The organism is Serratia sp. PL7 (genome assembly GCF_945957435.1).
In genome coordinates, this window is record NZ_CAMFLB010000001.1 from 1,031,004 (window position 1) to 1,051,337 (window position 20,334).

20 protein-coding genes are annotated in these 20,334 nt (G+C 58.3%); 9 read left to right on the forward strand and 11 right to left on the reverse strand.

What is annotated here, in order from left to right:
* The first annotated feature begins 264 nt into the window (after nucleotides 1-264).
* The gene (tyrR, locus tag N6G83_RS04900; protein WP_025302997.1) at nucleotides 265-1,836 is read left to right on the forward strand and encodes a transcriptional regulator TyrR; all 1,572 of its coding nucleotides are present in this window, start codon (nucleotides 265-267) and stop codon (nucleotides 1,834-1,836) included.
* 57 nt (nucleotides 1,837-1,893) lie between these two features.
* Here the strand turns inward: tyrR and tpx are convergent, their stop codons facing one another.
* The gene (tpx, locus tag N6G83_RS04905) at nucleotides 1,894-2,397 is read right to left on the reverse strand and encodes a thiol peroxidase (RefSeq protein ID WP_004930536.1); all 504 of its coding nucleotides are present in this window, start codon (nucleotides 2,395-2,397) and stop codon (nucleotides 1,894-1,896) included.
* 225 nt (nucleotides 2,398-2,622) lie between these two features.
* Between tpx and ycjG the strand changes: the two genes are divergently transcribed.
* Nucleotides 2,623-3,597, forward strand: coding sequence for an L-Ala-D/L-Glu epimerase (gene ycjG / locus N6G83_RS04910; RefSeq protein ID WP_049207462.1), 975 nt, complete (start codon nucleotides 2,623-2,625; stop codon nucleotides 3,595-3,597).
* A 3-nt stretch (nucleotides 3,598-3,600) separates the two neighbouring features.
* On the opposite strand, the gene mpaA is transcribed toward ycjG, so the two are convergent.
* Nucleotides 3,601-4,308, reverse strand: a complete 708-nt coding sequence (gene mpaA, locus N6G83_RS04915) for a murein tripeptide amidase MpaA (RefSeq protein WP_049205472.1) — start codon at nucleotides 4,306-4,308, stop codon at nucleotides 3,601-3,603.
* Nucleotides 4,309-4,514: 206 nt separating this feature from the next.
* Between mpaA and N6G83_RS04920 the strand changes: the two genes are divergently transcribed.
* Together N6G83_RS04920 and N6G83_RS04925 are read left to right on the forward strand one after the other, a co-directional pair.
* Entirely contained in the window at nucleotides 4,515-4,865 is a 351-nt protein-coding gene (locus N6G83_RS04920; RefSeq protein WP_025302994.1) for a hypothetical protein, read from the forward strand.
* 158 nt (nucleotides 4,866-5,023) lie between these two features.
* Complete coding sequence (locus tag N6G83_RS04925; RefSeq protein ID WP_049205471.1) at nucleotides 5,024-6,658, forward strand: ABC transporter substrate-binding protein; 1,635 nt, start codon at nucleotides 5,024-5,026, stop codon at nucleotides 6,656-6,658.
* 160 nt (nucleotides 6,659-6,818) lie between these two features.
* Here the strand turns inward: N6G83_RS04925 and N6G83_RS04930 are convergent, their stop codons facing one another.
* The 3 genes from N6G83_RS04930 to N6G83_RS04940 form a co-directional block, all read right to left on the reverse strand.
* Nucleotides 6,819-7,067, reverse strand: a complete 249-nt coding sequence (locus N6G83_RS04930; protein WP_004930507.1) for a hypothetical protein — start codon at nucleotides 7,065-7,067, stop codon at nucleotides 6,819-6,821.
* A 194-nt stretch (nucleotides 7,068-7,261) separates the two neighbouring features.
* Nucleotides 7,262-8,353, reverse strand: a complete 1,092-nt coding sequence (locus tag N6G83_RS04935; RefSeq protein WP_141998188.1) for a hypothetical protein — start codon at nucleotides 8,351-8,353, stop codon at nucleotides 7,262-7,264.
* Complete coding sequence (locus N6G83_RS04940; protein WP_043143631.1) at nucleotides 8,305-9,006, reverse strand: hypothetical protein; 702 nt, start codon at nucleotides 9,004-9,006, stop codon at nucleotides 8,305-8,307. Before N6G83_RS04940 ends, N6G83_RS04935 begins: the two co-directional genes overlap by 49 nt.
* A 154-nt stretch (nucleotides 9,007-9,160) precedes the next feature.
* Between N6G83_RS04940 and zntB the strand changes: the two genes are divergently transcribed.
* On the forward strand, nucleotides 9,161-10,144 hold the full coding sequence (gene zntB / locus N6G83_RS04945) for a zinc transporter ZntB (protein ID WP_025302990.1): 984 nt from the start codon (nucleotides 9,161-9,163) through the stop codon (nucleotides 10,142-10,144).
* A gap of 218 nt (nucleotides 10,145-10,362) precedes the next feature.
* Here the strand turns inward: zntB and N6G83_RS04950 are convergent, their stop codons facing one another.
* Nucleotides 10,363-10,761, reverse strand: a complete 399-nt coding sequence (locus N6G83_RS04950) for a VOC family protein (protein ID WP_049207468.1) — start codon at nucleotides 10,759-10,761, stop codon at nucleotides 10,363-10,365.
* Between the two features lie 146 nt (nucleotides 10,762-10,907).
* Nucleotides 10,908-11,846 carry a tRNA 2-thiocytidine(32) synthetase TtcA gene (gene ttcA, locus N6G83_RS04955; RefSeq protein ID WP_025302988.1) on the reverse strand — a complete coding sequence of 313 codons (939 nt, stop codon included), beginning with the start codon at nucleotides 11,844-11,846 and terminating at the stop codon, nucleotides 10,908-10,910.
* Nucleotides 11,847-12,140: 294 nt separating this feature from the next.
* Here ttcA and N6G83_RS04960 point away from each other — a divergent pair, with 294 nt between their 5' ends.
* Entirely contained in the window at nucleotides 12,141-12,455 is a 315-nt protein-coding gene (locus N6G83_RS04960; protein ID WP_060447733.1) for a hypothetical protein, read from the forward strand.
* 87 nt (nucleotides 12,456-12,542) lie between these two features.
* Here N6G83_RS04960 and nifJ read toward each other — a convergent pair whose 3' ends face one another.
* Complete coding sequence (nifJ, locus tag N6G83_RS04965; RefSeq protein ID WP_060433153.1) at nucleotides 12,543-16,076, reverse strand: pyruvate:ferredoxin (flavodoxin) oxidoreductase; 3,534 nt, start codon at nucleotides 16,074-16,076, stop codon at nucleotides 12,543-12,545.
* A 238-nt stretch (nucleotides 16,077-16,314) separates the two neighbouring features.
* Between nifJ and ssmE the strand changes: the two genes are divergently transcribed.
* Both ssmE and N6G83_RS04975 read left to right on the forward strand, forming a co-directional pair.
* Entirely contained in the window at nucleotides 16,315-16,647 is a 333-nt protein-coding gene (ssmE, locus tag N6G83_RS04970; protein WP_025302985.1) for a multidrug efflux SMR transporter SsmE, read from the forward strand.
* Nucleotides 16,648-17,146: 499 nt separating this feature from the next.
* On the forward strand, nucleotides 17,147-17,401 hold the full coding sequence (locus tag N6G83_RS04975; RefSeq protein ID WP_015377999.1) for a DUF333 domain-containing protein: 255 nt from the start codon (nucleotides 17,147-17,149) through the stop codon (nucleotides 17,399-17,401).
* 21 nt (nucleotides 17,402-17,422) lie between these two features.
* On the opposite strand, the gene hslJ is transcribed toward N6G83_RS04975, so the two are convergent.
* From hslJ to N6G83_RS04990, 3 genes are all read right to left on the reverse strand, one after another.
* Nucleotides 17,423-17,851, reverse strand: a complete 429-nt coding sequence (gene hslJ, locus N6G83_RS04980; RefSeq protein WP_049205463.1) for a heat shock protein HslJ — start codon at nucleotides 17,849-17,851, stop codon at nucleotides 17,423-17,425.
* Between the two features lie 50 nt (nucleotides 17,852-17,901).
* Nucleotides 17,902-18,894, reverse strand: coding sequence for a 2-hydroxyacid dehydrogenase (locus N6G83_RS04985; protein ID WP_025302983.1), 993 nt, complete (start codon nucleotides 18,892-18,894; stop codon nucleotides 17,902-17,904).
* 142 nt (nucleotides 18,895-19,036) lie between these two features.
* Nucleotides 19,037-19,327: a putative quinol monooxygenase gene (locus N6G83_RS04990; protein ID WP_025302982.1), complete on the reverse strand. Its 291-nt coding sequence runs from the start codon at nucleotides 19,325-19,327 to the stop codon at nucleotides 19,037-19,039.
* A 139-nt stretch (nucleotides 19,328-19,466) separates the two neighbouring features.
* Here N6G83_RS04990 and N6G83_RS04995 point away from each other — a divergent pair, with 139 nt between their 5' ends.
* Nucleotides 19,467-20,291, forward strand: a complete 825-nt coding sequence (locus N6G83_RS04995) for a LysR family transcriptional regulator (RefSeq protein ID WP_080287156.1) — start codon at nucleotides 19,467-19,469, stop codon at nucleotides 20,289-20,291.
* Nucleotides 20,292-20,334 lie beyond the last annotated feature (43 nt).

Below are 20,334 nucleotides of genomic sequence, written 5' to 3' on the forward strand. Positions count from 1 at the left end.
CGGACGTAATCGAGACTTGACGACAGTCGATCCCCCTGTGATTGCGTGATAAATCTCTGCAAAATTAATTCTGGTTGTGATAACTCTCTGTTTGTAGGCTAAAATGACGCCGATGCTGTTATCCGCTTGCGTTTAAAATCAGCAACCACGGCAATAAATCAGAGTTCTGTCAACTTTTGCTGACAGATCGCTTCTACCGCCCGGTGCGAGGGAGTATCATCATCGTCAACGATCCCCGCACCTGCAGAGATAAGGCCAACACTGATGCGTTTGGAAGTATTTTGCGAAGACCGCCTCGGTCTCACTCGAGAATTACTCGATCTTTTGGTATCGCGCAGCATTGACTTACGTGGCATCGAAATCGATCCCATCGGCCGCATTTACCTCAATTTCTCCCAGCTGGATTTCGATACTTTCCGCGCCCTGATGGCGGAGATCCGCCGCATCGCCGGCGTGACAGACGTGCGCACCGTCAGCTTTATGCCTTCCGAACGCGAACATCGCGCGCTGCGTGCGCTGCTGGAATCGATGCCGGAACCGGTGTTCTCTATCGACATGAAGGGCAAGGTCGAGCTGGCCAACCCGGCGGCGCAGGCGCTGTTCAGCCTGAACGAAGACAAGATCCGCAACCAGACCGCCGGGGCGCTGATCGGCGGCTATAACTTCAGCCGTTGGCTGGAGAGCGAGCATACGGCGCCGCACGCTGAGCGGGTGGTGATCCGCAGCCAGGACTTCCTGATGGACATCACGCCCATCTATCTGGAAGACGAACAGCAGCAGGCGGCCGCGGTCGGCGCGGTGGTGATGCTGAAGTCCACCGCGCGCATGGGCCGCCAGTTGCAAAATCTGTCGGTGAACGACGATACCGAATTCGACCACATCGTGGCGGTGAGCGCCAAGATGCGTCACGTGCTGGAGCAGGCGCGCAAGCTGGCGATGCTCGATGCGCCGCTGCTGATCGTCGGCGATACCGGTACCGGCAAGGATATTCTGGCCCGCGCCTGCCATTTGCGCAGCCCGCGTGGCAAACAGCCGTTCCTGGCGCTGAACTGCGCCGCGCTGCCGGATGACGTGGTGGAGAGCGAACTGTTCGGCCATGCGCCGGGCGCTTATCCCAACGCGCTGGAAGGCAAGAAGGGCTTCTTCGAGCAGGCCAACGGCGGTTCGGTGCTGCTGGATGAGATCGGCGAAATGTCGCCGCGTATGCAGACCAAGCTGCTGCGTTTCCTCAACGACGGCACGTTCCGCCGCGTTGGCGAAGAGCATGAGGTGCACGTCGACGTGCGCGTGATCTGCGCCACCCAGAAAAACCTTACCGAGTTGGTGCAGCGCGGCGAATTCCGCGAAGATCTCTATTATCGCCTCAACGTACTGACCATCACCATCCCGCCGCTGCGCGAACGTCCGCAGGACATCATGCCGTTGACCGAGCTGTTCGTGGCGCGCTTCGCCGATGAGCAGGGGGTGGCGCGGCCCAAGCTGGCGAACGATCTGGGCGGCTTCCTCAGCAAGTACGGCTGGCCGGGCAACGTGCGTCAGCTGAAAAACGCTATCTACCGCGCGCTGACGCAAACCGAAGGCTACGAACTGCGGCCACAGGATATCGTGTTGCCGGAGTTTGAGGTGGAGATGTCGCTGGGCGACGAGGTGCTGGACGGTTCGCTGGACGACATCAGCAAGCGTTTCGAGCGCTCGGTGCTGACGCGCCTGTATCGCACCTATCCCAGCACCCGCAAGCTGGCGAAGCGGCTGGGCGTTTCCCATACCGCCATCGCCAACAAGCTGCGCGAGTATGGCCTGAGCAGCCGCAAAGGCGGCGCTGAGGGCGAAGAATAAGAAAGGCGCCTTGCGGCGCCTTTAATGGGTATCCAAAGCCGGCGAACGCCGGCTTTGTTATTTCAGCGCAGCCAGCGCCGCGTCGTAGTCAGGCTCGGTGGTGATTTCGTTCACCAGCTCGCTGTACAGCACGTTGTCCTGGCCATCCAGCACCACGACCGCACGCGCGGTCAGGCCTGCCAACGGGCCTTCGGCGATTTCGACGCCGTACGCCTGCTTGAACTCGGCGCCGCGCAGGGTAGACAGGGTAACCACGTTGCTCAGGCCTTCCGCGCCGCAGAAGCGAGACTGCGCGAACGGCAGATCGGCGGAGATGCACAGCACCACGGTGTTATCCAGGCCGCTGGCCAGCTGGTTGAATTTACGCACCGACGTCGCGCAGACGCCGGTATCGATGCTTGGGAAGATGTTCAGGACTTTGCGTTTACCCGCGAAGCTGCTCAGCGCCACGTCTGACAGGTCTTTGGCAACCAGCGAGAAGGCCTTGGCCTGTTCGCCCTGCTGTGGCAGTTTGCCTGCTACGCTGACCGGATTGCCTTGAAAATGTACTGTCTGAGTCATTGCTAGATTCCTTTTACAGGTGTTTATACAAAGGGTATGAACCTGATGAAACGGCGCGCCGGCAACGGCATTTAACATCAGGTTCACACCCTGGCGCCAGTTTATGACAACCGGGGCGGATTGGATATCAAAGTTTGCTAAATAGTTGTATATATTAGGCTGTTCTATAAAACATCACCGGCGCATCAGCCTGGCTGAATGCGCAGTTTTCGCTCAGGAGCCGTTATGAGAGACATGCGTTTTTACCCGGAAGCCTGGCCGCTGCATACTGCCTTCGTGATTGCGCGCGGCAGCCGCACCGAAGCCCGGGTGGTGGTGGTCGAAATCGAACAGCAGGGCGTGCGCGGCACCGGTGAATGTACGCCGTACCCGCGTTACGGCGAGAGCGAGGAATCGGTGATGGCACAGCTGGCAGAGATGGCGCCGGCGATCGCACAAGGCATGACCCGCGAACAGCTGCTGGTGCAGATGCCGGCGGGCGCCGCCCGCAACGCGCTGGATTCGGCGCTGTGGGATCTGGAGTGCCGCCTGCACGGGCAGAGCCTGTGGCAGCGCAGCGGTGTGACGGCCCCGGCGCATATCCGTATGGCGCAGACCGTCAGCATCGGCACGCCGGAAGCGATGGCCTTCGCCGCGCGTGAACTGGAGCAGCAGGGCGCCACGCTGCTGAAGATCAAACTCGACGATCACTATATCAGCGAACGATTGGTAGCGATCCGCGCCGCGGTACCGCAGGCGACGCTGATCGTCGACGCCAATGAGTCCTGGCAGGCGGAAGGGCTGGTGGCGCGCTGCCAGCTGCTGGCCGATCTCGGCGTGGCGATGCTGGAGCAGCCGCTGCCGGCCGGTGACGACGCTGCGTTGGAGCACTTTATCCATCCGCTGCCGATCTGCGCCGATGAGAGTTGCCACACCCGTGCCGATCTGCCGCGGCTGGCGCAACGCTATCAGATGGTCAATATCAAACTGGACAAAACCGGCGGCTTGACTGAGGCGTTGGCGCTGGCGCAGGCCGCGCGCGAACAAGGGTTCGCCATCATGCTCGGCTGCATGTTGTGCACGTCACGGGCGATATCCGCCGCCTTGCCGCTGGCGCCGGCGGCGCGCTTCGTCGATCTGGACGGCCCGACCTGGCTGGCGCGGGACGTCGAACCGGGTCTGGCGTTCGAATGCGGGGCGATCGTCGATATCGCCCCGTAGGGATTAATTCGGGTAGGTCAGCAGCTCGGTCATCGCGTCGATGTAGCGCTCGCTGGCGGCATCGGCGGAGATCGGCGGGAATTCGGCGGTGATGCACGGCAGCGACAGATCTGCGCACCAGCTGCCGAACGAACCGGGCGTTTCATAGCCGACGCTGGTCACCAGCGGCAGTTCGAACTTGTGCGACAGCCAAACGCCGAGCCGCGAGCTGGCGGGATCTTCGATGCAGGCCAGCGGTTCGTGGAACGACACCACCCAGTGCGGCTTCAGACGATGGATCAGATGACACAGCGCCTGGGTTTCCGGTTCGGAACCGGGGCGCCCACCGGTGGAGAGCTTGACGTCGCGCACCGGCGCCGCGCTGTTCCAGCGGTAGACGGTGTCGCCGGAGCGCCAGTTGGCAGCCGGGAAGTTGCGGTTCAGATCGACGCCGTTGGCATTGGCGCGCAGCCCCAGCTGACAGCCGTCGGGGTTGACCGCCAGCACCACGTGGTGGCGCAACTGTTCGGGGGCGATGCTGCGCAGCGCGCAAGATAGGGTCACGATGGCGGCGCTCTCATCGCCGTGGGTGCCGGCGATGATAAGCCCGGTCTCCGGGCCGCTGATCGCCGCCGGGAAATAGAGCAGCGGCGCGCCCAGCAGCGAGCTGCCGTAGTTCTCTCCTGCGATGGCCAACTGGCCACGTTCACTGCGTGGTCGATGTTCGGTCATGGTGTTGTCCCTGGATTAAAGGTCGAGAGTCATTGTCATTTTATTCAGTGTATTACGCTTTGAGGCATCTTTCCCATCGCAATTGTGCGACGTTTGCGCAATCTGTGACGCCGCGGCGGTGAAAACGCCAATTAAACCGCACCTGGCCTGACGCTGTTGTTATACTAACGGCAGAGCTAAGCCAATCACCCGCAAGAGGATTTAACATGCCAGTAGCCAGAATCATCGCCAGCTATAGCGAAAATGAAAATGACACCATCACGCTGCTGTGCGGCGTGGATGCTGAAAACCAGATCCGTCAGGGGGAATGGTTCGGCGTGGTGAAAAATGACGACGGGCGCGGGGACGAATCGAACTATCCGTTCACCCTGCATATCGATTACCAAAAAGATGTCTTCTACCTCGACTACGGCTACGACGACGCCGACGCGCGCCAGCTGCAAAAAACCGATATCTCGGCCCGTCCGCTGGCCGAGAAAGGCTTTTTCACCGTGTTCGATGAAGAAGAGGGTGAAGAGTTCAGCTACCGCATCAACAGCATCCACCTGTACGACTGACGGTCGCCGCTGCAAACACCGCCCGTGCCGCCCTGCGCCGCACGGGTTTTTTATTGCCTGAATCGCACTTTTTGCAACTTCTCGGCCGTGAGCGCTAGGCCGGACGGATCTTGTGCTATATGATAAAAAATTCAGATGGTTAACGGGGGTAAATCATAATGACGGGAAGAAAAATGCAACGGGGTTTTCGTTTGGCGCTTTGCGCGGCGGCGATCGGCGCCTGTATGAGCAGCGCTATGGCGGCGCAGGTTCCCCCGGGCACCGCGTTGGCGGCCAAACAGGAAATCGTGCGCCACATTAAAGACGAACCGGCCTCGCTCGATCCGATTAAAGCGGTAGGCCTGCCGGAGGCCCAGCTGGCGCGCGACCTGTTCGAAGGGCTGGTCAATCAGGACGCCAATGGGAAAGTGATCCCCGGTGTCGCCACGCGCTGGCAGACCAGCGATAACCAGACTTATATTTTCCATCTGCGCAAAGATGCGCGGTGGTCAAACGGTGACCCTGTCACGGCGAAGGATTTCGTCTACAGCTGGCAGCGGCTGGTCGAACCGAAAAACCTGTCGCCGTTCGCCTGGTTCGCGCAGTTAGCGGGGATCCAGAACGCCGAGCAGATCATCAGCGGCAAACTGCCGGCCGATCGCTTGGGCGTGTCGGCGCCGGACGACTATACGCTTAAAGTACAGCTGGACAAGCCGGTGCCGTACTTCGTCAGCCTGACGGCTAACTTCAGCCTGTTCCCGGTGAATAAGGCGGTGGTGGAAAAATACGGCAACGACTGGACCAAGGTCGGCAATCTGGTGGGCAACGGCGCGTTCAAACTGCAAGAGCGGGTGGTGAACGAGAAGCTGGTGCTGACGCCTAACGATCATTACTGGGATCATGCGCAAACCGTGCTGACCAAAGTGACCTTCGTGCCGATCAATCAGGAATCCAACGCCACCAAGCGTTACCTGGCGGGCGATATCGACATCACCGAATCCTTCCCGAAAAACATGTATCAGAAGCTGCTGAAAGATATTCCGGGGCAGGTGTACACGCCGGATCAGCTCGGCACCTATTACTACGCGTTCAACACCCAGCGCGCGCCGACCAACGACGTGCGGGTGCGCCAGGCCTTGTCCTACGCCATCGATCGCAAGATTATCGCGGAAAAAGTGCTGGGCACCGGCGAAAAACCGGCCTATCACTTCACGCCGGACGTGACTGCCGGGTTCAAACCGGAGGCGAGTTTGCTGCAACAGCAATCGCAGGCGGAGCTGGATGCGCAGGCCAAGGCGTTGTTGCAGGCGGCCGGTTACGGCCCGAACAACCCGCTGAAGCTGACGCTGTTGTATAACACCTCGGAAAGCCACCAGAAGATCGCCATCGCCGTGGCTTCAATGTGGAAGAAAAAGCTCGGCATTGACGTCAAGCTGCAAAACCAGGAGTGGAAAACCTATATCGACAGCCGTAATACCGGTAATTTCGACGTGATCCGCGCCTCCTGGGTAGGTGACTATAACGAGGCGTCGACCTTCCTGTCGCTGTTGACCTCTACCCACAGCGGCAACATTGCCAAGTTCAAGAACGCGGACTACGACAAGCTGCTGGCGCAGGCGGGGCGGGAAACCAACCCGGCGGCGGTGACCGCCGATTACAACAAGATGGAGCAAATCATTGCCGATCAGGCACCGATCGCGCCGATTTACCAGTACACCAACGGCCGCCTGATCAAACCGTGGGTAAAAGGCTACCCGATCACCAATCCGGAAGACGTGGCCTATAGCCAAACGATGTATATTATCAAACACTGATTGGGCTTATTTTTCACCCCCGCATAACGCGGGGGATTTATTTTTATTGACGGTTAAATGAAGAAGGTAATTAATTTATCCACGCGATAAACCCCGTTTAATAATAAACAGGGTTGCCATCATCACATTATTTTTTTGCTATTTCAGAGAGCGGTTACGCTTATAGACAGTCCCGCATGGCATCCACCACCACACGGCCGCTCATGTCGGTTTGGGTGATGCGATAGCTGGTGGGATAAGAGCGGCGAGTGCTGAAACGATCGTGGACGGAGACCTTGCCAATCTGCAGGCCAGCGGCGTTTTTTACCACGAATTCACTGATCTCTTCCTGCCCCTGGTTTTGCAAATGGATATTGCTGATTTTTTCCAGCGTATCGCTGGCGTTTATTTTTAAATGGTCGCGTAACATAACTACCTCCTCGTAGTGAGAAAAGTATATGCCCCTAAAATTTGCGCTGAAACAGCTTTATGTTGATTTATTATTATCATTTTGAATTAAAAGTGATAGCAATATGTTAAGTCATAATAATAACGGCATTACCAGTGCTTTATCGGCGATATTGCCCGATTTATCGGCAATGGTTTATTTCATTACCGTTATTATTAGTCTGCATTAATCGGGAAAAGCGCCTGCCTGGCCGCCGGGGCGGGAAAGACGCAGGCGACGTTGTGCCCGCAGCCGGGAACGATCGTTAACCGATGCGGCTTCTTCGGCGCCAGGTAACGCCGATCGTAGTCGGCATAGGCCAGGGCGCGCTGCAACCGGTAGGGGCCCTGCAGCTGGGCGGCGCAGGATTTGTCGAGTATCCGATAGTAGGCGCCCGGCGCGGTGCCGGTATCCTCGGCGGCAGCCAGATAGGTGATATCGGCGGCGGCGTAACGCCGGCGTGCCGTGTCTGCGGTGCGTTGCAGATGAGCGGGAAGCGCTTCCAGACCGTATTTCCACTGGTTAGCCTGTGGGCACTGGCCGCCATTCACCGTTTGCCAACGGAATCGACAGGTTTTTTCACTGCCGCAGCTTCCCCAGCTTGTGGGCTGAGGACGCAGATTCTCAAAGTAGAGCCAGCTGCCGGGATCGGCCACCACATAGCGCAGACGCACCCCGTTTGGCGGATGGGCAAAGCCGACATAGTGCTGCACGAACTGGGCGCCGGCGGAAAAACCGGCCACGGTTATCGACTGCAGCGATGGCCAGCGCCGTTTCAGATCGGCCAGCAGGTTATCCAGGGCGTTGAACGAACCGGTTTTCCCGCTATTATCCAAATCGCCTGCGATCCAGGAGCCGCAGCGCCACAGGGCATCGCCGTCTTGCGGTGACGGGAGCCCGGCGGAATGGCAATGAACGGCAAGTTTCTCCGGCACCTGGAACAGCGGGGCGACCAATAAGCCATTGTCTCCCGCTTCCTGCGCGGCATCGATCGCCGCTTGCAACGTCTTGGCGACATCGCGCGGGCGGCCGTGCATCACCACCAGTGCGGTGCGCGGCTGGCGGGAGTGAGCGTGAGCGACAAAATAAGGCAGTGAACCCGCCGCCGTCGGCGCGTGATAGGGCGTGGCGAGGCGTTCTAATACCGGCTCTGCACGAACCGATTGGCCGAACAGCAGCAGGGCGGCCATTGCGATGTAGCGCAGGCGGCGCATCCTCGTCAGGTTCGGCGCAGCGCAGTGCGCAGTTGTCTCAGGACTTCCCGGCATCGTTGTTCCTCACGCGCTCGTTGATAGTAGCGATAAAAGGCGCGTTCCGAACTGAGGTTACCCGCCAGCGCCAGTTGCCTGAAGATTAAGTATGTCAGACTGAGCATGATGATAATAAATATAAAGCCGGGGAACAGCAGCTGCCAGCCGTCGGTGATGCGCGCACCGGACATAAACACCAGCGACGGCGCGATAACCAGCACGCCAAGCTGCCGCAAGCCCCATTGCGCCAGCACAGGCATTAGCACCAACAGAGTGACGAATAGCAGGTATTTCAACAGATAGCGACAGGAAAGCAGCGAGCGTTTTAACGCACTGTCGGCGCGTCGTTGCAAAACGAAACCCTTGGACGTGGTGCGCAGGATCTGCTGTCGGCCGCCAGTAGGTCTGTAGCGCTCCAGCGCCGTTACGCCGTCCGGCAGTGCCAGCAATTGCTGCAACTCCGCCAGCCCGACGGTTTTGCTACCGATGTAATCCCTAAACAGTAAGAGCTGCATGCGCTCACTGTGGGGCTTCTCGACGGATTCGAGTAGCTTGAGCAGCTTGTCATGGTTTTCCCGCCGAATACGAAATGGCGTTTTAACAACGGCGATAAACAGGGTGATAACGGTCAAACTGACTTTGAGAATATCTGCGGCGCTGATCTCAAACATGGGGGCTTCCTGTCGTTGCGATGTGTTCCCTAAGGCCAGAAGTATAGAGCACGTTTTTCACCTGGCGTGAAAACTGGCGTTACAGCTTGGCCTTTGATCTCCAAGGCGTTAAGGCTAGACTCAGCAACATAAGTAAGACTGAGGGGATAAATGAATGGATGTGATTGAGGGGAGCGAGCTGCAGATCGCCGATGCGGTTTACGCCTACCAGCTGGACGGCAAGGGCGGCGTCACGCCGATCGAGCAAGATGACAAGATCACCTGCGACGCGCCGTGCTGGCTGCATCTTGATTACGCGCACCCGGCCAGCGCCGAATGGCTGAGCACCACGCCGCTGCTGCCGGACTCGGTGCGCGAAGCGCTCTCCGGCGAAAGCTCTCGGCCACGCGTCAGCCGCCAGGGCGAAGGCACCATGATCACCCTGCGCAGCATCAACTTCAACGCCAACTCACGGCCGGACCAGTTGGTCACCATCCGTGTGTACATCACCGATAAACTGATTATCTCCACGCGGCACCGCAAGGTGTATTCCATCGATCAGGTGGTGAACGATTTGCAAAGCGGCGCCGGGCCGACCAACAGCGGCAACTGGCTGGTGGAGATTTCCGATGCGTTGACCGATCACACCAGCGAATTCATTGAGGATCTGCACGACAAGATTATCGATCTGGAGGACGCCTTGCTGGAACAGCAGGTGCCGGAGCGTGGTCAGCTGGCGTTGATCCGTAAACAGCTTATCGTGCTGCGCCGTTACATGGCGCCGCAGCGTGACGTTTTCGCACGGCTGGCCAGCGACCGCCTGCCGTGGATGAGCGACGACGATCGCCGCCGCATGCAGGACATCGCCGATCGCCTGGGGCGCGGGTTGGACGATCTGGACGGCAGCATCGCGCGCACCGCTATCTTGTCCGACGAAATCACCACGGTGATGGCCGACGCGATGAACCGCCGCACTTACACCATGTCATTGTTAGCGATGGTCTTTTTACCTACCACCTTCCTGACCGGGCTGTTTGGCGTCAACCTTGGCGGCATACCGGGCGGCGGTAACCCCTTCGGTTTCGCGGCATTTTGCCTGATGTTGGTCGGGTTGGTGCTTGGCGTCGCCTGGTGGCTGAAGCGCAGCCGCTGGCTGTAGGTGAAAATGACGAAAACCCGGTTAACATTGAGCAAAATCAACATTTAGCCGGGGGAAATGGGGCATGATCTCTCTCGCAGGTGAATGCAACGTCAAGCGATGGGCGTTGCGCTCCATAATTGTCTTACTTTCTTATTTTTGAATTACTGCATAGCACATTTGATTCGTACAATGCCGGTTTAATCACCGGCATTTTTTTATTCGGCTTCCCTTCTTCTTCAGGCCGCGCTTTCATCCCAGAAGCTGGCTTCAATCTTGTGCCCATCCAAATCCCGGACAAAGCAGCCGTAGTAAGCCTCACCGTAATGCGGCCGCGAACCGGGCGCGCCTTCATCGACGGCACCGGCCAGCAGCGCCTGGTGATGGAATTCATCCACCTGTTGCTTACTGGTGGCGAAAAAACCGACGTGCGTACCGTTGCCGGGTGAGGCCGGGCGGCCGTCGATCGGCACCTGCAGCCAAAACTCCGGGTAGTCGCGGCCGTAACCGATGGCGCCGGGATGCTCCAGCACCCGTCGGCATCCCAAGGCGGCCAGCGCACGATCGTAAAAGGCGGCGGCGGCCTCGAAATCGTTGGAGCCCAGCGAGATGTGGGACAGGCAGGGGGTAATATTCATTGCGCGATCTCCATATGGCTGTATAAATAAACAGTATAGGGTAAAAACGGCACTGCCCAGTAAATTTTGCGCAAACTGTGAACAGGATCGAGATCGTCGAGAAAGGGAAATGTCGCCGCTCGCAGGATGGCAAGCGGCGAGGGGGCTTATTTGATTTCCAGCACGTTCAAACGTTCTGGCGCAGGTATCGCGTCGTCCGAGTCTTCCGGCTGCCAGCCGACCGGCTGCATCGGGATGTCTTCGCGATCGAAGGCCAAATCGCCGCCGTCTACCACGGCGCTCCCGTGGTGAATGCCCTTGAAATCGAACAGATTGATATCGCTCAGGTGCGAAGGCACCACGTTTTGCATGGCGCTGAACATGGTTTCCAGCCGGCCAGGATAACGTTTGTCCCAGTCACGCAGCATATCGCCGATCACCTGGCGCTGCAGGTTAGGCTGCGAGCCGCACAGGTTGCATGGAATGATCGGGAACGCTTTGGCGATCGAGAAACGCTCGATGTCTTTCTCGCGGCAATAGGCCAGCGGGCGAATGACCACGTGCTTGCCGTCGTCGCTCATCAGTTTGGGCGGCATGCCTTTCATCTTGCCGCCGTAGAACATGTTGAGGAACAGCGTCTGCAGAATGTCGTCACGGTGATGGCCCAGCGCGATCTTGGTGGCACCCAGTTCGGTGGCGGTGCGGTACAGAATGCCGCGGCGCAGGCGCGAGCACAGTGAACAGGTGGTTTTGCCTTCCGGGATCTTGTCTTTGACGATGCTGTAGGTGTTCTCTTCGACGATCTTGTATTCCACCCCCAGGCTTTCCAGGTAGGCAGGCAAAATATGCTCAGGGAAGCCGGGCTGTTTCTGATCGAGATTCACCGCGATCAGCGAGAAGTTGATCGGCGCGCTCTGCTGCAGGTTACGCAGGATCTCCAGCATGGTGTAGCTGTCTTTACCGCCGGACAGGCAGACCATGATGCGGTCGCCTTCTTCAATCATATTGAAATCGGCGATCGCTTCGCCCACGTTGCGGCGCAGGCGCTTTTGCAATTTGTTCAGGTTGTACTGCTCTTTTTGGCTAACGGATTGCTTTTCTGACATTTAAATCGTGCTCATTCTCAATAGGGGGCACTAGGGGCATGGCGTTGTAGACCGCGAGTTTACCATTCAACCGGCCGATTTTGATCATTATTCATCATCCAGCCGCCACGCACCCGACGCGAGGTCTGTATGGTACGGATTGTAGCGATGAATACCAGCAGGTTTTTCAGCTCGCCGCTTTATCGGTTTCCCTTAAAAGCCTTCGCCGTCATTTGAACGAAGGCCTTGAGGGAACGTTGTTTCGCGGTGCAGGTCTCATCTCAGACAGAACTTACTTCGAGAGGCACTGAGAGCATGAAAGGAATCGCTGTTGTTGGATTTTACGCATCGTTTTTTGCCTACGCAGAAAACGCACTGGCGTTTGACACGATACCTGTTGGTCTGAGCGAACCGACCGAAACCGTGGTACTGGTACCGCGCGAGCAAAAAGAGCATCTTGATGACAAGGATAAGGGAGATGCACTTTATTGTTATTATGACGGGAAATTATTCTCGCTGGGCGCCACGTTCAAAGACAAGGTTTGCGCTTTAGCGGAGATTAAAACGGATAAGCCGTTCTCAGCACGCGTCATGGCCCAATGGATAAAAGAAAAAAGTGCGGCTCGCTAAGTGTGAAACCCCTGAGCATTGAGGCCCACCGCTGATTCAAACGGTATGTGAAAAACAGGGCGCGAATCGCTCGCGCCCTGAGGGAGGTTACTCAGCAGCGGACTTTTCCGCCTTACCGGCCAGCAGGCTGAGGAAATCGTATTTCTCCTTCAGCTCTTTCTCGGCGGCCTGATACAGCGCGCTGGCCACCTCCGGCTGCTGCGCGTTCAGGCGTCGGAAACGCTGTTCTTTCAGCAGCGTTTCCGACAGGTTGCTGTTTGGCGGCCGCGAATCCAACGCTAACGCGGCCTTGCCCTCGGCGCTACGGCGCGGATCGAAGCGGTACAGCGGCCAGAAGCCGGTGGCGGTCAGCTGTTTCATCTGATCGTGGCTGAGCGCCAGATCGTAGCCGTGTTCTTCGCACGGGCTGTAGGCGATGATCAGCGACGGGCCCGGATAGGCCTCGGCCTCCTGAATCGCTTTCACCGTTTGGTTAAGCTGCGCCCCCAGCGAGATCTGCGCGACGTAGACATGGCCGTACATCATCATGCTGACGCCCAGATCCTTGCGCGCCTTGCGCTTGCCGTGCTCGCCGAACTTGGTCACCGCGCCGAGCGGCGTGGCTTTCGACTGCTGGCCGCCGGTGTTGGAGTAGCATTGGGTGTCGAGCACCAGCACGTTGACGTTCTCCGTCAGGCTGAGGACGTGATCCAACCCGCCGAAGCCGATGTCGTAGGCCCAGCCGTCCCCGCCGATCAGCCAGATGGATTTATCGACCAGGTAATCGGCGTCGGCCGCCAGCTGGCGTGCGTCTTCACCTTCAATACTCGCCAGCAGCGTGCGCAATTCGGCGATTTGCTTACGGCGCGGCTCCGGCGCCACATCTTCCATCTGCAGGGCATTGACCAACTGCTCCGGCAGCTGCGGCGCCAGCGAATTCAGCAGGCGCAGCACCCGTGCGCGATGTTGATCGACCGTCAGACGGAAGCCCAGGCCGAATTCGGCGTTGTCTTCGAACAGCGAGTTGGCCCACGCCGGCCCGCGCCCTTCGGCGTTGGTGGTGTACGGCGTGGTCGGCAGATTGCCGCCGTAGATCGAGGAACAGCCGGTGGCGTTGGCGATCAGCAAACGGTCGCCATAGAGCTGGGTCAGCAGCTTGATGTACGGCGTTTCGCCGCAGCCGGAGCAGGCGCCGGAGTATTCGAACAGCGGCGTGATCAGCTGCGAGGTGCGAATGTCGATGCGCTCCAGCTGCGCTGGATCGATTTCCGGCAGCTGCAGGAAGAAGTCGTAGTTGTCTTTTTCCGCCGTCAGATTATCGAGGCGCGAAGCCATGTTGATGGCCTTGATCTCTGGGTTCTGGCGATCTTTCGCCGGGCAGACCTCGACGCACAGGTTACAGCCGGTGCAATCTTCCGGCGCCACTTGCAGTACGTATTTCTGGCCGCGCATATCGCGTGATTTGACATCCAGAGACTGCAGGGAAGCGGGGGCGTGTTCCATCTCCGACGGCTGAACCACTTTGGCGCGAATGGCGGAGTGCGGGCAGGCGGCGACGCAGTGGTTGCACTGGGTGCACAGATCGGGCTGCCAGACCGGGATCTCTTCGGCGATGTTGCGCTTTTCCCACTGGGTGGTGCCCACCGGCCAGGTGCCGTCCGGCGGGAAGGCGGAAACCGGCAGCGCATCGCCCAGCCCGGCCAGCATCGCGGCGGTAACGGTTTTGACGAAGTCCGGCGCGGCGTCCGAGACCACCGGTGGGCGCATCGGGCTGCTGTCGTCGACCGGCTGCAGTGGAATTTCAATCAGTGCGCCACGGGTGGCGCCCAGCGCCTGCCAGTTGCGCTCGACGATCTCCTGGCCCTTGTTGCTGTAGCTGCGCGCGATGGCATCCTGCAGCTGTTGCAGCGCCACGTCGCTCGGCAGGATCTGCGTCAGGTGGAAGAACGCCATCTGCATTACGGTGTTGATGCGCGCGCCGAGCCGGCATTCGCGCGCCAGCTTGGCGGCGTTGATGATATAGAAACGCGCCTGGCGTTGATGCAGCAGCGCCTGTACCTCCTGCGGCAAGCGTGACCAGACCTCGTCGGCGCCGTAAGGGGTATTGAGCAGGAAGGTACCGCCGGGTTTGAGACGTTCAACCATCTGATACTTATCGATAAACTGCAGCTGGTGGCAGCCGACGAAATCCGCCTGGCTGACCAGATAGGCCGAGTTGATCGGCTGCTCGCTGACGCGCAGATGCGACACCGTCAGGCCGCCGGCCTTTTTGGAGTCGTAGACGAAATAGCCCTGCGCATACAGCGGCGTGGCGTTGCCGATGATTTTGATGTTGTTCTTGGTGGCCGAGACCGAACCGTCGCTGCCCAAACCGTAGAACAGCGCTTCCAGCGAGGCGCGCTGCGGCAGGATTTCGTCGCTCAGCGGCAGTGAAAGCCCGGTGACATCATCGAAGATGCCGACGGTAAAGCGCGGGCGCGGCTGCGGCTGGGCCAGCTCGCGAAACACCGCCAGCGCACAGTCCGGGCCGAACTCTTTCGACGACAGGCCGTAACGGCCGCCGATCACCCGCGGCAGCGTGGCGCGCTCACCCCGGCTGTAGGCCTCCGCCAGCGCGGTCATCACGTCCAGATACAGCGGTTCGGCCAGCGCGCCCGGTTCTTTGGTGCGATCGAGCACCGCGACGTTGCGCACGCTGTCCGGCAGCGCGCCGAGCAGGTATTTGGCGGAGAACGGCCGGAACAGCCGGACTTTCAGCACGCCGACTTTCTCGCCGCGGGCCAACAGGGTGTCGATTACCTCTTCGCAGGTGCCGGCGGCGGAACCCATCACCACCACCACGCGTTCGGCCTGCGGGTGGCCGTAGTAGTCGAACGGCCGATAGTGGCGGCCGGTGAGGGCGGCGAAGGCCGCCATGGCGTCGATCACGTGTTGGCCGGTGGCGTCATACCACGGGTTGGTGGCTTCGCGCGACTGGAAATAAGTGTCCGGGTTGGCGGAAGTGCCGCGCACCACCGGATGATCGGGCGACAGCGCCCGGCTGCGGTGAGCGTCGATCGCCGCCTGCGGCAGCATTTGCCGCAGCGTATCGTCGCTGAGCGGCACGATCTTGTTGATTTCGTGCGAGGTGCGGAACCCGTCGAAGAAGTGGATAAACGGCACGCGCGCGTTGAGAGTGGCGGTCTGTGAGATCAGCGCGAAGTCCTGCGCCTCCTGCACGTTGCTGGCGCACAGCATGGCGCAGCCGGTTTGGCGCACCGCCATCACGTCCGAATGGTCGCCGAAGATCGACAGCGCGTGTGTGGCTACGGTGCGGGCGGCGACGTGCAGCACGAACGGCGTCAGCTCTCCGGCCAGTTTGTACAGCGTCGGGATCATCAGCAGCAGACCCTGCGATGAAGTGAACGAAGTCGACAGTGCGCCGGTTTGCAAGGCGCCGTGCACGGTGGCGATCGCGCCGCCCTCAGACTGCATTTCCACCACCCGCGGAGTATCGCCCCAGATGTTTTGCCGGCCATCGCCGGACCAAGCGTCTGCTTGCTCCGCCATGGTGGAACTTGGCGTGATAGGGTAGATGGCAATCACTTCGTTGGTGCGATAGGCCACGGAAGCGACTGCGTTATTACCATCTGTAGTTATCATCGACATTACCTTTTCATTGCTCACAAAGCCGCGAAAGCACACTTTCGCAGTAATGGGAAAAAGTCTAACAGAGGGTTTGAACGTGGCTTTATCGCGTTTGTGTGGCGGGTGATAAATCGTCAATGGCGTATTTCCTCGCCGAATGAGATGCAGTGGCAATAAATTGTTTTGACCGTTTAAAGACAATTTATTTCCGGCGCGTCATAATTGCGCATCGGCAAACTGACAGAAGAAAATCATGAGCGCATTTATGTATTTGACGATGGCGATAGTCGCGGAAGTGATCGCCACCACCATGTTGAAAGCCTCCGAGGGCTTTACCCGCCTGTGGCCGTCGCTGCTGGTGGTGCTGGGTTACGGCGTGGCCTTTTGGGGGCTGTCGATGGTGGTCAAGAGCATGCCGCTGGGCATCGTGTATGCGATTTGGTCGGGTATGGGCATCGTGCTGGTGTCGATCGCCGCGGTATTCGTTTACCAGCAAAAATTGGATTGGCCAGCGATTGTCGGCATGGGATTAATTATTGCCGGCGTGCTGGTGATTAATTTACTGTCTAAAGCCTCGGTGCACTGAGTGTTATTTTAATGTGAAAAAAGGCCGGCGTGACAGCAAGTCGCGCCGGTTGAAGAATTCAGCCATCATTCACTGAAAATAGTGGAATGCTAATTACTTAGCGCCGCCAGCATAGACGTAAATATCGTCCTCTCCGGTAGCAAAAAATGCGTCGTCTCACTGAAAGCACGTGAAGATAATGAATACCGATATCGCGGGAGAAATCTCTTCGTCAGCAGCGGTGACGTTATCACTTTCTGCGTGCGGCCGGGGCCAGGCACAGGGTGGCGCTGTCACGTTTGGCGTATCGCGCCGGGGCGGAAATATTCTGCAAACAAAATAAATGTCCGGCCGGTGCAAAAAAATGACAAATAATGGCTGGAATATATTTTCATTATTTATATATCGAGCTAGATTAAACAAGTTTGCATCAAAGATAGCGAAACGTGTCCGCTAAGTGACGCGCGTTATCAGCAATGGCGATTTTACACAGCGCAGTTCCGGGTTCAGGAGTGGGATAATGACGACATCAAAATGGTTGCTTGCCAGCGCCGTGCTGCTTTTAGCCGCCTGCAGCAGCAATAACGAAGAGCCAGTACAGCAGGGCAACAGTGCCAGAATCAATACGTTGCAGACCAGCGCCGGTTGCGCGGCGGTCGGTGGCGTTACTACCATCGCGCATAACCTGAACGGTGAAGCGCTGCGCATGTGCCAAATGCCGAATGGCAAGCAGTGCGAAGAACGCACGCTGGGCCTGGGCAGCTGCGCCGGGTAAGCCCGCAGCGACAGGCCCGGATCAATACACCCAGTCGCGCAGGGTATAAACCAGCGTGTGGCCGCTGCCGTTGAGCGTCAGTTGCTGCGCGTTCAGCATCACGTCGGCGCCGTTTTCGAGCACGGTGCCGATCACCCGATCCCAGCGGTTGCGCTGCTCATCAGGGCACAGCTTGCGCGTCGAGGCCAACGGTTTTACCGTCAGCACGCCGTCGCGTAACTGCCCCTGGCCGAAGAAGCGGTTGCACATCGCGCCGGAGACATGCAGGTTCTCGCCAAATTCCAAATTGAGCAGGCCGCCATCCGTTCGTGATTGTGCCGCTTCACCATCTACGCTCTGCAACACGAAGTTGTGATGCAACAGATCGCCGGGTGTGACGGTAGACTGTGGTTTCATGCTGCATCCCCCTAGGACCAGCGTCGCAAGGGCGGCCACCGTGGTTTTTCTCATTGCGTTCTCTCAAATAAACAGGGCGCCGCAAGGGCGCCCCGAAGTTACGCTCAGGCGTTCAGCTGGTTCGGGCAGGCTTCGCCGCGATCCAACAGGCTGATGTTCTGCAGCGTGGTTTGCGAAATGCTGGTCAGCGCCTCTTCGGTCAGGAAAGCCTGATGGCCGGTGAACAGCACGTTGTGGCAGGCCGACAGGCGGCGGAACACGTCATCCTGAATCACGTCGTTAGACTTGTCTTCAAAGAACAGATCGCGTTCGTTCTCGTAGACGTCCATCCCGAGCGCGCCGATTTTTTGCTGCTTCAACGCGTCGATGGCGGCGGTAGAGTCGATCAGCGCGCCGCGGCTGGTGTTGATCACCATTACGCCGTTTTTCATCATCGCGAAGGCGTCGGCATTCAGCAGATGGTGGTTTTCCGGCGTCAACGGGCAGTGCAGGGTAATCACGTCGGATTGCGCGTACAGCGTTTTCAGGTCGACATACTCCGCGCCCAGCGCCAGCGCCTGTTCGCTCGGGAACGGATCGTAGGCCAGCAGCTTCATGCCGAAGCCTTTCAAAATGCGCATCGTCGCCACGCCGATTTTACCGGTGCCGATCACGCCGGCGGTGCGGTTGTGCATGTTAAAACCGATCAGCCCTTCCAGCGAGAAGTTGGCGTCGCGAGTGCGTTGATAAGCGCGGTGAATACGGCGGTTCAGGCACATCATCATGCCTACCGCGTGTTCTGCCACGGCCTCCGGCGAGTAGGCCGGCACGCGCACCACCTTGATGCCCAGTTCTTTGGCGGCGTCCAGATCGACGTTATTAAAACCGGCGCAGCGCAGGGCGAGGATCTCGACGCCCAGTGCCGCCAGTTCTTCGAGCACTTCACGGCTGCCGTCGTCGTTGACGAAGATACACACCGCCTTGCAACCGGCGGCCGTTTTGGCGGTTTTTTTGCTGAGTAAAAAGTCGAAGAATTCCAGCTCATAGCCAAACTGCTGATTCACCAGTTCGAGATATTTACGGTCATACTGTTTGGTACTGTATATCGCCAATTTCATCGTGGTTTCTCCACCGTGATTTTGTGATCAATTTAACAGATTTTAGTAAATTCGACAATTGGTTAGCGGTTTGGCCAGCGTGGGGTTTGTTCGGTCAACCAGGAGGATGAAACCGGCCCGCATTGGGCCGGTTCACGCGATGTTAGCGAGCGATTTCCGTGTAATGATGCTCATCGTAGTCATGGGTCAAGTACCCGTTGACGGCATCGTTAAAGGCGACCCAATGCGGGGTTTTCTGGTGTGCCGAAAGCGCCGCCTTATCGTCCCAGTTTTCGATCAGCGCGTAGCTGTTTTCATCGTTCTGGCATTGCCAAAGCTGGTAAAAAGAGCAGCCGGTTTCTTTATTGGATTCCTGCACCATGGTGTTGAGCAGGCTGAGAAACGCGGGGCGTTTGGCCGGATTGACCTGAAAAAAGACATTGAGCGTGATCATGGTTTATTTCCTCAGTCGATAATGAAACTGGAATTTCCAGGTGGCAGCAATGTGCTGACTGCGAGGATTCTACGGACTTGATGGTTGACTAAAAGTGAAATAAAGTTCCGTTGCTATTCATTTTTGGTGAAGGTTTGTGATGTTGAAACGTGCTCAGTTGGTGACCTTTTGCATGGTGGTTGAGTCAGAGAGTCTCACGGCAGCGGCTGAGAGGCTGTTTTGCGTGCCCTCTAACGTGACCAAGAAATTAAAAGAGTTGGAAATGGCGTGTGGCGTTACGCTATTTGATCGTGAGCGCAATCGACTGTCGCTCACACCGGAAGGCCGGGCGCTTTACCATAAAGCCAAGCGCTTTTTGGCTATCGAAGAGCGGGCGCGAGCGCAGCTTGAACAGGATCCGGTGCAGGGTGAACTGAAGCTTGGCGCGCTGGATATCGCCTTGAGTCATCATCTGCCGCAAAAGTTGGCGCATTACCGTGCGCAGAACCGCCGCGTTCAGTTGAGTGTGGTGCAGGGCTATTCGCTGGATCTGGAGTTTCAATTGCAAAAAGGAACTCTGGACGTGGTGTTTTCAGATGGGCCGATAGAACATCCGCAGCTGCAGAGCCGGCGTGCTTTTCAGGAGCGTTTGGTCTTCATTGGCGGGGCGTATCAGCCAGCGTTGTTGGCAAAAAGCGATCTCTATGTTTATTCGCGTCAATGCCACTATCGCCATCTGGTGGACGCCTGGCTGCAAAAGCAGCAAGTGATCCCCGCCGCGCTGCTGGAGGTGGAATGCTATGACGTGATATTCGCCTGCGTAAGCGCGGGGTTGGGGTATGCGTTTGTCCCTGAGAGCCTGGCGCGACAGCGGGAGGTTGCGTATACCGAGTGCGGGAATGAAATGCGCAGCGATATTTATGCTATCTGGCGTAAAGCGAGCGACAGCCGCATAGTACAGGCTTTTATTGAGGCCGTGATTTGAAATTAGCGGCAAAAAAATCCCCACGGGGGTGTGGGGAATGGCT

Coding starts and splice junctions, on each gene's coding strand:
- tyrR (WP_025302997.1), top strand. CDS start 265: ATGCGTTTGGAAGTATTTTGCGAAGACCGCCTCGGTCTCACTCGAGAA.
- tpx (WP_004930536.1), bottom strand. CDS start 2,397: ATGACTCAGACAGTACATTTTCAAGGCAATCCGGTCAGCGTAGCAGGC.
- ycjG (WP_049207462.1), top strand. CDS start 2,623: ATGAGAGACATGCGTTTTTACCCGGAAGCCTGGCCGCTGCATACTGCC.
- mpaA (WP_049205472.1), bottom strand. CDS start 4,308: ATGACCGAACATCGACCACGCAGTGAACGTGGCCAGTTGGCCATCGCA.
- N6G83_RS04920 (WP_025302994.1), top strand. CDS start 4,515: ATGCCAGTAGCCAGAATCATCGCCAGCTATAGCGAAAATGAAAATGAC.
- N6G83_RS04925 (WP_049205471.1), top strand. CDS start 5,024: ATGACGGGAAGAAAAATGCAACGGGGTTTTCGTTTGGCGCTTTGCGCG.
- N6G83_RS04930 (WP_004930507.1), bottom strand. CDS start 7,067: ATGTTACGCGACCATTTAAAAATAAACGCCAGCGATACGCTGGAAAAA.
- N6G83_RS04935 (WP_141998188.1), bottom strand. CDS start 8,353: ATGCCGGGAAGTCCTGAGACAACTGCGCACTGCGCTGCGCCGAACCTG.
- N6G83_RS04940 (WP_043143631.1), bottom strand. CDS start 9,006: ATGTTTGAGATCAGCGCCGCAGATATTCTCAAAGTCAGTTTGACCGTT.
- zntB (WP_025302990.1), top strand. CDS start 9,161: ATGGATGTGATTGAGGGGAGCGAGCTGCAGATCGCCGATGCGGTTTAC.
- N6G83_RS04950 (WP_049207468.1), bottom strand. CDS start 10,761: ATGAATATTACCCCCTGCCTGTCCCACATCTCGCTGGGCTCCAACGAT.
- ttcA (WP_025302988.1), bottom strand. CDS start 11,846: ATGTCAGAAAAGCAATCCGTTAGCCAAAAAGAGCAGTACAACCTGAAC.
- N6G83_RS04960 (WP_060447733.1), top strand. CDS start 12,141: ATGAAAGGAATCGCTGTTGTTGGATTTTACGCATCGTTTTTTGCCTAC.
- nifJ (WP_060433153.1), bottom strand. CDS start 16,076: ATGATAACTACAGATGGTAATAACGCAGTCGCTTCCGTGGCCTATCGC.
- ssmE (WP_025302985.1), top strand. CDS start 16,315: ATGAGCGCATTTATGTATTTGACGATGGCGATAGTCGCGGAAGTGATC.
- N6G83_RS04975 (WP_015377999.1), top strand. CDS start 17,147: ATGACGACATCAAAATGGTTGCTTGCCAGCGCCGTGCTGCTTTTAGCC.
- hslJ (WP_049205463.1), bottom strand. CDS start 17,851: ATGAGAAAAACCACGGTGGCCGCCCTTGCGACGCTGGTCCTAGGGGGA.
- N6G83_RS04985 (WP_025302983.1), bottom strand. CDS start 18,894: ATGAAATTGGCGATATACAGTACCAAACAGTATGACCGTAAATATCTC.
- N6G83_RS04990 (WP_025302982.1), bottom strand. CDS start 19,327: ATGATCACGCTCAATGTCTTTTTTCAGGTCAATCCGGCCAAACGCCCC.
- N6G83_RS04995 (WP_080287156.1), top strand. CDS start 19,467: ATGTTGAAACGTGCTCAGTTGGTGACCTTTTGCATGGTGGTTGAGTCA.